Consider the following 12,448-nt stretch of genomic DNA (forward strand, 5'->3'; position numbering starts at 1 on the left):
GCGGCTCCAGCTATGCGTTTTTCGCATGGCTATTATGACAACAATTCGGTTGTGGTCGCAACCGGCTGTGTTTGAATAGTTATGCACTATTCAGCCAAAGGTAACCACTATGCCGCTTGCTTCTCCGGTTCAGCTCCGCTCCCGTTTACCCGATGTCGGCACCACGATTTTTTCCGTGATCGGTCAGCTCTCCGCCGCGCATAACGCCATTAATTTGTCTCAGGGCGCACCCAACTTTCCGTGCGATCCGCAGCTCATCGCCGGGGTGACCCGGGCGATGGAAGCCAACCATAACCAGTACGCGCCGATGACCGGGCTGGCGGCGCTGAAAACCGCGCTCGCTGAGAAGGTAAATACGCTCTACGGCACACGCTACGATGACGAGTGCGAAGTGCTGATTACCGCCAGCGCCAGCGAAGGGATCTACTCCGCCATTAGCGGGCTGGTGCATCCTGGCGACGAGGTGATCTACTTCGAACCGGCATTTGACAGCTATGCGCCCATCGTGCGCTTACAGGGTGCCACGCCGGTCGCCATCAGGCTGACGGTGCCGGAGTTCCGCGTTAACTGGGATGAGGTGCGCGCCGCCATTACGCCGCGCACCCGCATGATCATCATCAACACCCCCCATAACCCCACCGGGCAGGTGTTTGACCGCGCCGATCTTGACGCGCTGGCCGCCATCACCCGTCACACTGACATCATCATTCTTTCTGATGAGGTGTATGAGCATGTGGTGTTCGATGGCAAGATTCACCACAGCATGGCGACCCATCCGCAGCTGGCGGAGCGCAGCGTAATTATCTGCTCATTCGGTAAAACCTTTCACGTTACCGGCTGGCGCGTAGGCTACTGTCTGGCCCCGGCGGCGCTGATGAATGAGATCTGTAAGATCCATCAGTTTTTGATGTTTTCCGCCGACACGCCGATGCAGTACGCTTTTGCCGGGTACATGGCCGATCCGACGACATATCTGGCGCTGGCGGGCTTCTACCAGCGCAAGCGCGATCTGCTGCGCACGCTGCTGGCTGATTCGCCGTTCCGCCTGCTGCCGAGCGCCGGGTCGTTCTTTATGCTGGCGAGCTACGGCCATTTCAGCGATGAACCAGACAGCGACATGGTGCAGCGGCTGATTGTCGATCACGGCGTCGCCACGCTGCCGCTGTCGGCGTTTTACAGTGACGCTACCGATAACAACATCATTCGCCTCTCGTTTGCTAAAGACGACGCGACATTGCGGGCAGGGGCGCAGGCACTCTGCCAGGTTAACCCACGTGGACCGAGGTAAAAATGCATAAATCAGCACTGCTGTTACTGGCTCTTGGCGTTTCGCTCTCCTTTACTGCACAGGCGGCGGGCGAACTGCGTTACGGTCTGGAAGCGGAGTATCCGCCGTTTGAAAGCCGCAATGCGGCGGGCGAGCTGGAGGGGTTTGATATCGATCTGGGGAACGCTATCTGCAAGGCGGCCAGCCTGAAATGCAGCTGGGTGGAAACCTCGTTCGACGCGCTCATTCCGGGCCTGACGGCGAAAAAGTATGATGCCATCAACTCGGCGATGAACATCACCGAACAGCGCCGCAAGAGCATCGACTTTACCCAGCCGATCTACCGCATTCCCTCGCAGCTGGTGGGGAAAGCCGGTGCCGGACTGGATGCCACGCCAGAGAGCCTGCAGGGGAAAACCATCGGCGTATTGCAGGGGTCGATTCAGGAAACCTATGCCAAAGAGCACTGGGAAAAGCAGGGCGTTAGCGTGGTGTCCTATAAAGATCAGAACCTGGCCTGGGCGGATTTACTGAACGGGCGTATTGATGCTTCACTGGTGATGTCGGCCGCGGGTCAGGCCGGATTCCTCAGCAAGCCTCAGGGCAAAGGCTTTGGCTTTATCGGTAAACCGGTGAGTGATGACACCATTCTTGGCAGCGGCATCGGTTTTGGCCTGCGCAAGGGCGATGCGGCGACCAAAAAGCAGCTGGATGCCGCTATCGACAAGGTGCGCGCTGACGGCACCATTGATAACCTGGCGAAAAAATATTTTCCCGGTATAGATGTCAGCGTGAAGTAAACCCCGTAATATCGCGCCACCCTGCCTCGTTCGCGACGCAGGGTTTTTTTACGTTTATTTGCATTGTTTTCGGGACTTTCCGGTGGCGTTTCAAAAAGTCCGGGCCTTTTTAACAAACCGGACGGAGAGTCATTGGATTTGGCGTAAATGTTGTCTAGAGTGAACGGCTTGCAGTCGTTGCACTCTCTTGCCGTTTCGTTCCGCCCCGCGCGGAAGTTGATTACCACGACAATAAGAAGGACGATTTTAAAGGCATGAACCGCAGACGTTTTATTAAAGCCTCAATGGCGCTCGCCGCAGCGTGCGGTACACCAGGTCTGGCTACGCTTTTCTCCCGCGAAGCCTGGGCGCAGGACGCTGGCATCGCGGACGGGCAGAGCCGCGCCTTTGATTTCTCTGTCCTTCAGTCGATGGCAGAAGATCTCGCCGGTCAGCCGTGGGGCGGTGCGCCGCGACCGCTGCCGGACACCCTCGCTAACCTGACGCCGCAGCAGTACAACAGTATTCAGTACGATGCCGACCACTCGCTGTGGAGCAACATTGAAGGCCGCGAGCTGGACGTGCAGTTCTTCCACGTCGGCATGGGCTTCCGCCGCCGCGTGCGCATGTTCTCGCTGGATGCCGCGACCCGTCAGGCGCGCGAAATCCATTTCCGTCCGGAACTGTTCAACTACAATGACGCCGGCGTGGATACCCGCCAGCTCGAAGGGCAGAGCGATCTCGGCTTTGCCGGTTTCCGCGCTTTTAAAGCCCCTGAACTGGCGCGCCGCGACATCGTCTCCTTCCTCGGTGCCAGCTACTTCCGCGCCGTGGATAACACTTATCAGTACGGCCTCTCCGCGCGCGGCCTGGCGGTGGATACCTTCACCGACACCCCGGAAGAGTTCCCGGATTTCACCTCGTTCTGGTTCGAAACCCCGAAAGCCGACGACACCACGTTTGTGGTCTATACGCTGCTCGACAGCCCGAGCGTCACCGGGGCGTATAAGTTCACCATTCACTGTGAGCAGGCGCAGGTGATCATGGAGGTGGAGAACCACCTTTACGCGCGCAAAGACATCAAACAGCTCGGCATCGCGCCGATGACCAGCATGTTCAGCTGCGGCAATCACGAGCGCCGCATGTGCGACACCATTCACCCGCAAATCCATGACTCGGACCGTCTCGCCATGTGGCGCGGCAACGGCGAATGGATCTGCCGCCCGCTGAACAACCCGCAGAAGCTGCAGTTCAATGCCTTCATTGATAACAACCCGAAGGGGTTTGGTCTGTTACAGCTGGATCGCGACTTCGACAACTATCAGGACATCATGGGGTGGTATAACAAGCGCCCGAGCCTGTGGGTGGAGCCGCGTAATAACTGGGGCAAGGGCACCGTCGGCCTGATGGAGATCCCGACCACCGGCGAAACGCTGGATAATATCGTCTGCTTCTGGCAGCCGGAGAAAGCGATCAAAGCCGGGGATACCCTCAACTTCAAATATCGTCTGTACTGGAGCGCACAGCCGCCGGTGCATACGCCGCTGGCGCGCGTCCACGCGACCCGCAGTGGAATGGGCGGTTTCCCGGAAGGCTGGGCGCCGGGCGAGCACTACCCGAAAGTGTGGGCGCGCCGCTTCGCCATCGATTTTGTCGGCCCGGGCCTGAAAGACGCGGCGCCGCGCGGCATCGAACCGGTGATCACGCTCTCGAACGGCGAAGCGAAGCAGGTTGAGATCCTCTACGTCGAACCCTTCGACGGCTACCGCATTCAGTTTGACTGGTATCCGACCAACGATGCGGTGGACCCGGTTGAGATGCGCATGTTCCTGCGCTGCCAGGGCGAAGCCATCAGTGAAACCTGGCTCTACCAGTACTTCCCGCCGGCACCGGACAAGCGTAACTACGTTGACGACCGCCAGATGCGCTAAGTGAAACGCCCCGATAATGGGGCGTTTTTTTATGCTTTACCGTAGTACATCCCTTCCAGCTTCATACCGTCCGGGTCGAGGAAGAATACTGCGTAATAATCCTCGTAATATTCTCCGGCAGGATCGGCGATCGGTACGTTGTGTTCTTTAAGCCAGGTTTGTAGCGCATCCACGCTCGCACGACTGTCGAGCTGCCAGGCGTAGTGGTGGAAACCCGGGTCGCCTTTGCGATAAGGGTGTTTCAGGCCCTGGGCATCGGCCTGGGCAATCCACAGCCGGGTCACGCCGTTGCGCCAGCCCACCATATTTTCTCCGTCGGACATCAGTTCAAAACCGAGAAAGGTCATCAGCCCGGAATAGAACTGGCGCGATACCGCCATGTCGCTGACCGAAATCACCAGATGATCGACGCCTTTAACTTCAACCATTCGCAGTCCTCCTGTAGATGACGATTTATAACTATAGTAAAAAGAAAGACATCGACCCAGACGGCAAAGGAGCAGGCATGCAGGAATCCGCGCAGTGGCAGGATGAAGAACTGAGAGTGAATGAGGACATCGTGCTGTGTTCAGTGCACGAGCGCTATGTCGATGCGCTGTATGCGCTGGTCGTCGCCAACCGGGATTATCTGCAGCAGGCGATGAACTGGCCGCAGTATGTGACCGGCCCGGAAGAAACACGCAAAACCGCGCAGGGTAACTATATGCTGCATCACCGCGGCTACGCCAAAATGTTTCTCATCTTCTGGCGCAATGAGTTATGCGGCGTGCTGTCCTTTAACCAGATCGAGCCGCTGAACAAAACGGCCTATATCGGTTACTGGCTGGCGGAGGCGATGCAGGGGAAGGGCATCATCAGCCATAGCGTGCAAACGATCATGCAGCACTATGCCGACAAAGGCGAGGTGCGGCGCTTTGTCATCAAATGCATCGTCACCAATGCGGCAAGCAACAGGGTAGCCCAGCGCAACGGCTTCACCCTTGAGGGGCGTCTGAAGCAGGCTGAATACCTCAACGGGGCGTACCACGACCAGCATATTTACGCCAGGATAGTCGGCGAAGATCAGAACACGCCATAGAACGGCGTGCGGGTAACCCGCTGCGTCCCGCTGATGGTTTTCGCCCCGCGCAGGTGCAGCGTCTCCCCGTGACCGCCTTCAACCTGCGCGTCATCGCACAGCGTCACCTGATTCTCAATCACCACGTCGCCGCTGATGCGGGCGCGGCCGTATACGCTAACGCCCTCGTCCAGCAGGATCGGGCCGCCGCACAGGATGGCATCGCCGTAAATCTCAACCCGGTGCTTGCAAACGCAGTCGCCCTCGATCAGCGCATTGCCATACACCCGGGTGCTGTAGCGCAGGGTGGGGCACTGATCCTCCCCGCTGCCGGCAAGGATGTGCGCCCGGCCATACACCTGCGCGCAGTCGCAGATCCAGACGCTATTCTCGTCGTTGCCCTGTACCAGCGCCTCGTCAAACACCCCGGCGCGATGCTCGACAAAGGCATGCATCACCATCGCCCGACCGTAGATCTGCGCCTGGTGCACCACTTTTGAATGATTCACCGTCGCCTGCTGGTAAATCCGCAGCCGCTGCGTATCGTCGGCGGTCAGCCCCTGCGAGGCATACACCTCGCTGTGGTTGATAACCCGTGCCTCGTCGGTAATGACACAGCTGCCGCGCACCACCGAACTCTGCACCGTAGCGCTGCCGCTGATGTCGGCGCCGTCGCTAAGACGGGCGTTATCGACCCAGGCGTTTTCCCGGATGCGCACGCCGTCGCCAATCACGCAGGCACCGGTAATCCGGGCGTTATCCTCAATGCGCGCCCCCGCCAGCACCAGACAGTTTTCGGCATAAATCCAGCAGTCGCCCTGCTGGCTAAGACAGGCGCCGTCCGCCACCCAGCCACCGCAGCTGCCGGCGGTAACATCGTTGAAGTCGCGCAGGGCGCGGATCTGATGCAGTTCCACCCACTGATTTTCGCCATCGATCTCAACGCTGATGCGCTGTGAGGCGGCGGTTAACTCATATTTATTCATCAAAGCGCTCCGGCAGTCTCCTGTCATAAAGCTAGCAGAGATTGCCGCGCCCGCCGTTGGACGTGAAGTTGCATTGGTAATACAATTTACGCCTCGCTTATCAGCTACAGGGGAGTGACATGACACATCGCGATGAGAACTACTTCAGTGAAAAATATGGCTTAACGGCGACGCACTCAGAAGTGCTGAATGCGCTTAACTATGTGAAACCAGGCCGGGCGCTGGATCTTGGCTGCGGCGGCGGGCGCAACGCCCTGTGGCTGGCGAGTCAGGGCTTTGACGTGACCGCATGGGATAAACACCCCGGTAGCCTGGCTCGCCTGCGCGAGATCGCGGCGGCGGAAGGTTTCGACAGCATGAAAATTGCCGAACAGGATCTTAACTCGCTGACGTTCGACGGCGAGTACGATTTTATTCTCTCCACGGTGGTGATGATGTTCCTCCAGCCTCAGGCGATCCCACGTCTGATTGGCGATATGCAGCGCGCCACGGTAGCAGGGGGCTATAACCTGATCGTGGCCGCGATGGACAGCGCCGATTATCCTAAGCTGGAGATGTTCCCGTTCGGCTTTAAGGAGGGCGAGCTGCGCGACTACTACGCGGGATGGGAAGTGATTAAATACAACGAGGACGTCGGCGAGTTACACCGCACCGACGCCCAGGGAAACCGTATCAAACAGCGTTTTGCGACGGCGCTGATGCGTAAGGCTTAGCCGCCAGCAGGCAGACCTGCAGGGCCACGTTATAAGAGGCTTCAAACGCCTTCAGCGGCAGGAACTCAAACTTCGAATGGAAGTTGTGCGCGCCGGTAAAGAAGTTAGGCGTCAGTAATCCCTTCGCCGAGAGCGCGGCCCCGTCGGTGCCGCCGCGCATCGGCGTCACTTTCGGCGCGATCCCCAGCTGCGCCATCGCTTCAAAAATCAGGTCAATGGCGCGGCGATCCTCGCCAATTGCATTGCTGATATTGCTGTAGACGTCACTGATGTCAAACTCCACCGTCGCGGTGGGGTAGCGGCTGGCAATGGCGTCGGCGACTTCCGCAATCTGCGCTTTGCGTTTCGCGAAGCTGTCGCGGTCGAAATCGCGAATGCTGGCCTGCAATACCGCTTTATTCTGGTTGGCGGAGATGCCATTAAACCAGACGTATCCCTCGCGGCCCTCGGTGTGCTCCGGGGTCTGCTGGCGGTCAAAGTGGCTGATGTAGTCGGTGGCCATCAGCAACGGATTCACCAGCACGCCTTTGGCGGACATCGGATGCGCCGACACGCCGTGGAAACGGATCTCCGCCTGGGCGGCGTTAAAGTTTTCGTACACCACTTCACCCAGCTCGCAGCAGTCGATGGTCCAGGCGAAATCAACGTCAAAGCGCGCCAGGTCCAGCGCTTTGGCACCGCGCAGGCCAATCTCTTCATCCGGCACAAACGCCACCACGATGTCACCGTGCTGGTGCTCAGGACGCAGGTTTTCCAGCAGCGTCATCACCACCGTCACCGCTGACTTATTGTCCGCCCCCAGCACGCTGGTGCCGTCGCTGAAAATAATCTCTTCTCCGGGGTAGCTGAGGATTTCAGGATGCTCGGCAACGCGCAGCCAGATCGCCTGCTCGGCGTTGAGACAGAGATCATCCCCTTCAAAGCGCAGGATCTGCGGATGAATATCCGGCGACAGTCCGACGTCCACGGTATCGATATGCGTGATAAACCCGACGCGCGGCGCGCCCGCGACGGTGCCCGGTTTCACCGCCGTTACCGTGGCGTGTTCATCAATAACGATATTTTCCAGCCCGAACGTTTTCAGCTCGTCGGCCAGCGCCTGCGCCATGGCGAACTGGCCCGGCGTACTGGGCAACGTAGTGGCTCTGGCATCGCTCTGGCTGCTGATAGCGAGGTAGCGGAAGAAACGCTGGGTTAATTGACTGGCGAGCGGCGAGGACATAGTGATTCCTTCTTTATTTGTATTATCAGGTGTTTGCGTTGTTACTTTAATGTTATTTATGCAAAGGCAAACTACAAGCATTCATTACGGCGCAATAAAAATAGAGAAGGAAACGCTATGAGATGCAAACTCACCACACTTGCTGTGGCTTTCGCCGCCCTGACGGTCAGTTCCACTGTCGCGGCCAACACCCTGGTTTATTGCTCCGAAGGATCGCCGGAGAACTTCAACCCGCAGCTGTACACCTCCGGCACCAGCGTGGATGCCAGCGCGGTCCCCATCTACAACCGGCTGGTAGATTTTAAAGCCGGCACCACTGAACTGGTGCCGAGCCTGGCGGAGAAGTGGGAGGTCAGCGAAGACGGTAAGGTGTACACCTTCCATCTGCGTAAGGGCGTGAAGTTTCAGAGCAACAAGTTTTTCACCCCGACCCGCGACTTCAATGCTGACGACGTGATCTTCTCGTTCATGCGCCAGAAGGACCCAAAACATCCGTACCACAACGTCTCCAACGGTAACTACTCCAACTTTGAGAGCCTGGAGTTCGGCAAGCTGATTACTGCCATCGACAAGGTGGACGACCATACCGTGCGTTTTACCCTGGCCCACCCTGAAGCGCCGTTTGTCGCCGACCTGGCCTGGTATTTTGCCTCGATTCTGTCAGCGGAATACGCCGACGCGATGCTGAAAGCCGGCACTCCGGAGCGGGTAGACATGGAGCCGATCGGTACCGGCCCGTTCAAACTCGCGCGTTATCAGAAAGATTCGCGCATTCTCTTTACCGCCTTCCCGGAGTACTGGCAGGGCAAAGCGAAGCTTGACCGCCTGGTGTTCAGTATCACTCCGGACGCGTCGGTGCGCTTCGCCAAGCTTGAGAAAAATGAGTGTCAGGTGATGCCGTTCCCGAATCCGGCGGATCTGCCGCGCATGAGGGAGAACAAAGACATTACCCTGATGCAGAAGGCCGGGCTGAACACCGGTTTCCTGGCGTTCAACACCCAGAAGCCGCCGCTGGATAACGTGAAGGTGCGTCAGGCGCTGGCGTTAGCCATCAACAAACCGGCAATTATCGATGCGGTGTTCCACGGCACCGGTACCGCGGCGAAAAACATCCTGCCGCCGGGCGTCTGGAGCGCGGACGCCGAGCGCGCCGATTACCCCTACGATCCGGAACGCGCTAAAGCGCTGCTGAAAGAGGCAGGTTTTGCCAATGGCATGACCATCGACCTGTGGGCAATGCCGGTTCAGCGCCCTTATAACCCGAACGCCAAACGCATGGCGGAGATGATTCAGGCCGACTGGGCGAAGGTGGGCGTCACCGCGAAGGTGGTCACCTACGAATGGGGCGAGTATCTCAAGCGTGTGAAGGGCGGCGAGCATCAGGCGGCGCTGATGGGCTGGACCACCGCTACCGGCGATCCGGATAACTTCTTCGGCCCGCTGTTTACCTGCACCTCGGCGCAGGGCGGCTCTAACTCGGCGAAGTGGTGCTACAAGCCGTTTGACGATCTGATCATCAAAGCGCGCGCTATCACCGAGCAGTCGCAGCGTGCGGCCCTCTACAAAGAGGCGCAGCAGATGATGCATGACCAGATGCCCGCGGTGATGATTGCCCACTCGACCATTTTTGAGCCGGTGCGCAATAACGTCACCGGCTATGAAGTGGACCCGTTCGGGAAACACATTTTCTACCAGGTCGATGTGAAAAAATAATCCCGCCATACCCCGCAGCCGCGGGGTATTTTTTATCATTTCTCAGCTTATCGCCGCATAATTTGTCACATTCATAAACACCATGAATGAAAAATGTGCGCGCCGTTATAATTATCTCATCGAGGCATTTTTAGACTCGCCGCCGCCGACGCAGTTAACTATAAATACAGAGCCTGAGGGCTCATCTATAGGGAACAACCAATGCGTATATCACCGTTTGTCAAAACCTCACTGCTTACCGCCGCACTGGTGCTGGCGGGCTGTTCATCAAACGTCACACAATCAGATAAGTATTCCGGTTTTTTAAAGGATTATTCAGACTTACAGGAAACGACGTCCGCGTCGGGTAAACCGGTGCTGCGCTGGGTCGCGCCTGGCTTCAACGAAGCGAATTACGACAGCATGGTGTATAACCCCATCGTCTTCTACCCGCCACCGCAACCCACCGCGCAGGTGAGTCAGGAGATGCTGGACGGCGTGCTGAATTACACCAACACGCGCATGAAAGAAGCCGCGGCGAAGCGTAAACCGCTGGTCACCACGCCGGGGCCGCGCAGCCTGATCTTCCGTGGGGCTATCACCGGGGTCGACAGCAGCAAGAAAGGCTTCCAGGTGTATGAGGTGCTGCCGATCGCACTGGTGGTGGCCGGCACCCAGGTGGCCACCGGGCATCGCACCATGAACACCGATCTCTATTTTGAGGGCGAGCTGATTGATGCGGCCACGCAGCAACCGGTGATGAAAGTGGTGCGCAAAGGTGCCGGTAAAACGCTGCGCAACGAGAACACCCCGATGACGGTGGACACCCTGAAAAGCGTGATTGACGATCTGGCGGTGGACGCCGAGATGTTTACCACCGCGCCCGCGAAGTGATCTTACGCTACCCGGCCTGGCCGGGTAGCCCATTCAGACAGCTCTGCGCCTCAGCAACCAGACGCTGACGCCACCGGCCACCAGGCCCCAGAACGCTGAGCTGATTCCCCAGAGCGAAAACCCGGAAGCGGTGACCAGGAAGGTCACCACCGCCGCATCGCGTTCTGACTCGTTAACCAGCGCCTGCCACAGGCTGCCGCTGATGGTGCCGAGCAATGCCAGCCCGGCGAGCATCACCACCCACGCCTCGGGCAGTGCGGTCAGCAGCGTCGCGATCGAGCCGCCCGCAACCCCCGCCAGCAGATAAAATCCACCCGCAGCGGCCGCTGCCAGCCAGCGCTTATCCGCATCAGGATGGGCGTCCGGGCTCTGGCAGATGGCGGCGGTGATCGCCGCAATACAGATGGAAAACACGCCAAACGGGGCGAGCAGCAGGGCGATACCCCCGGTCACCACCATCAGGGTGGAGACGGGCAGACGATAGCCCGCAGCCTGCATGGTGGCGATACCGGGCGCGTTCTGTGACGCCATGGTGACCAGAAAGAAGGGCACCCCGACGCCCAGCAGCGTGGAGAACGTAAAATGCGGGGCGATAAACGTGGGCAGCACCGGCGCAATAGCGACTGCCCCGGTGGCGATGTCGCCGCCAGCAGCGGCCAGCAGCAGACCGACCAGCAGCGTCACCACAATGGCATAGCGCGGGGCAACGGCTTTAGCCAGCAGCCAGGCGATAAACATCCCGCCGCACAGCAGGAGATGATCCTGCATCGAGGAAAAAGCCTGAAGGCCAAACCGCAGCAGGATCCCCGCCAGCATCGCCGCCGCCAGCGAGTGGGGTATCACCTTCATCAGCCGGGCAAACAGGCCCGTTACGCCGCACAATACAATCAGCGCCGAGGCGAACATAAACACCCCAATCGCCTCATTGAGCGAGACGTCTTCCAGGCTGGTGGCGAGCAGCGCCGCGCCGGGGGTTGACCAGGCAGTCAGCACCGGGGCGCGAAACCAGAGCGTCAGCACCAGCGTACTGACCCCCATACCGATTCCGAGCATCGTCATCCAGCCGGCAATCACCTCCGGGGACGCACCGGCGGCGTGAGCGGCCTGCCAGATAATGGCGGCGGAACTGGCGTACCCGACCAGCACCGCCACAAACCCGGCCAACAGCGTGGGCAGGGGAAGAGAAAATGCGCGCATAGTGTCTCGCTTGTGCGTTATAACGTCCGGTGAATGTAGCACCGTGCGCTATAGCGCACAACCCGGTATACTTCCGCCTCACAGGAGGACGCTATGGATATCACACATCACCTTGCCGCCACGCTGAAACAGCTGCGGCACGACCGCGGGCTGAGCCTGACCCAGGCTGCCGCCGTTACCGGCGTGTCGAAAGCGATGCTGGGGCAGATCGAACGTAATGAGTCCAGCCCGACGGTCGCGACGCTGTGGAAGATCGCTACCGGGCTTAACGTACCGCTGTCGCACTTTATTTCATCGGCTGATACCCCGCCGCGGCCGGTGTACGATCCGCAGCAGAACGGCATGAGCATCGCGCCGCTGTTTCCGTTTGATGAGCAACTGCGCTTCGACTATTTCGCCATCACCCTCGCGCCGGGCGCGCAGAGCGACTCCACGCCTCATGAGGCTGGGGTAACTGAACATGTGGTGGTGATCCACGGCGTGCTGGAGCTGCAGACGGCGGGCGAGTGGCGGACGTTACATAGCGGAGAGGGGCTGCGCTTTGCCGGTGATACGCCACACGCATACCGCAATGCTCAGCCAGAGCCGGTGCTGTTTCACTCGCTGATCCACTATCCGCCGCCGCGCTAAAAAAAACCGCAAGCACCTGGCTTGCGGTAAACAACGACGGATCACAACGACAGTGCGATCGGGAGGTAACAGTCCGGAAA

General features: G+C 59.0%; 12 protein-coding genes. 8 read left to right on the forward strand and 4 right to left on the reverse strand.

Features of this window, described 5'->3' with window-relative positions:
* Positions 1-109: 109 nt before the first annotated feature.
* The 3 genes from ET34_RS0102975 (at position 110) to ET34_RS0102985 (ending at position 3,977) form a co-directional block, all read left to right on the forward strand.
* Positions 110-1,288 carry a methionine aminotransferase gene (locus ET34_RS0102975; RefSeq protein WP_031519344.1) on the forward strand — a complete coding sequence of 393 codons (1,179 nt, stop codon included), beginning with the start codon at positions 110-112 and terminating at the stop codon, positions 1,286-1,288.
* A 2-nt stretch (positions 1,289-1,290) separates the two neighbouring features.
* Positions 1,291-2,067, forward strand: a complete 777-nt coding sequence (locus tag ET34_RS0102980; RefSeq protein ID WP_031519345.1) for an ABC transporter substrate-binding protein — start codon at positions 1,291-1,293, stop codon at positions 2,065-2,067.
* A gap of 254 nt (positions 2,068-2,321) precedes the next feature.
* Entirely contained in the window at positions 2,322-3,977 is a 1,656-nt protein-coding gene (locus ET34_RS0102985; RefSeq protein ID WP_031519347.1) for a glucan biosynthesis protein D, read from the forward strand.
* Between the two features lie 29 nt (positions 3,978-4,006).
* On the opposite strand, the gene ET34_RS0102990 is transcribed toward ET34_RS0102985, so the two are convergent.
* Positions 4,007-4,405 (reverse strand): VOC family protein, encoded by a 399-nt coding sequence (locus tag ET34_RS0102990; protein ID WP_031519349.1) that lies wholly within the window; start codon positions 4,403-4,405, stop codon positions 4,007-4,009.
* Positions 4,406-4,482: 77 nt separating this feature from the next.
* Here ET34_RS0102990 and rimL point away from each other — a divergent pair, with 77 nt between their 5' ends.
* Positions 4,483-5,055 carry a 50S ribosomal protein L7/L12-serine acetyltransferase gene (gene rimL / locus ET34_RS0102995; RefSeq protein WP_031519350.1) on the forward strand — a complete coding sequence of 191 codons (573 nt, stop codon included), beginning with the start codon at positions 4,483-4,485 and terminating at the stop codon, positions 5,053-5,055.
* Here rimL and ydcK read toward each other — a convergent pair.
* Positions 5,040-6,020, reverse strand: a complete 981-nt coding sequence (gene ydcK, locus ET34_RS0103000) for a YdcK family protein (protein ID WP_031519352.1) — start codon at positions 6,018-6,020, stop codon at positions 5,040-5,042. The genes rimL and ydcK overlap by 16 nt on opposite strands.
* A gap of 119 nt (positions 6,021-6,139) precedes the next feature.
* Here ydcK and tehB point away from each other — a divergent pair, with 119 nt between their 5' ends.
* The gene (tehB, locus tag ET34_RS0103005) at positions 6,140-6,733 is read left to right on the forward strand and encodes a tellurite resistance methyltransferase TehB (protein WP_031519354.1); all 594 of its coding nucleotides are present in this window, start codon (positions 6,140-6,142) and stop codon (positions 6,731-6,733) included.
* Here tehB and pepT read toward each other — a convergent pair.
* Complete coding sequence (gene pepT / locus ET34_RS0103010; RefSeq protein WP_051640447.1) at positions 6,693-7,955, reverse strand: peptidase T; 1,263 nt, start codon at positions 7,953-7,955, stop codon at positions 6,693-6,695. The genes tehB and pepT overlap by 41 nt on opposite strands.
* A gap of 117 nt (positions 7,956-8,072) precedes the next feature.
* Between pepT and ET34_RS0103015 the strand changes: the two genes are divergently transcribed.
* Complete coding sequence (locus ET34_RS0103015) at positions 8,073-9,668, forward strand: ABC transporter substrate-binding protein (protein ID WP_031519358.1); 1,596 nt, start codon at positions 8,073-8,075, stop codon at positions 9,666-9,668.
* A gap of 201 nt (positions 9,669-9,869) precedes the next feature.
* Positions 9,870-10,541, forward strand: coding sequence for a DUF3313 domain-containing protein (locus ET34_RS0103020; RefSeq protein ID WP_031519360.1), 672 nt, complete (start codon positions 9,870-9,872; stop codon positions 10,539-10,541).
* A gap of 33 nt (positions 10,542-10,574) precedes the next feature.
* Here the strand turns inward: ET34_RS0103020 and ET34_RS0103025 are convergent, their stop codons facing one another.
* A complete protein-coding gene (locus ET34_RS0103025; protein WP_031519362.1) occupies positions 10,575-11,738 on the reverse strand; it encodes a benzoate/H(+) symporter BenE family transporter in 1,164 nt (387 codons plus the stop codon).
* 93 nt (positions 11,739-11,831) lie between these two features.
* Here ET34_RS0103025 and ET34_RS0103030 point away from each other — a divergent pair, with 93 nt between their 5' ends.
* On the forward strand, positions 11,832-12,368 hold the full coding sequence (locus tag ET34_RS0103030; RefSeq protein WP_031519363.1) for a helix-turn-helix domain-containing protein: 537 nt from the start codon (positions 11,832-11,834) through the stop codon (positions 12,366-12,368).
* The last annotated feature ends 80 nt before the right edge of the window (positions 12,369-12,448 follow it).

Origin of the sequence: Siccibacter colletis (assembly GCF_000696575.1) — a bacterium.
Taxonomy (GTDB): domain Bacteria; phylum Pseudomonadota; class Gammaproteobacteria; order Enterobacterales; family Enterobacteriaceae; genus Siccibacter; species Siccibacter colletis.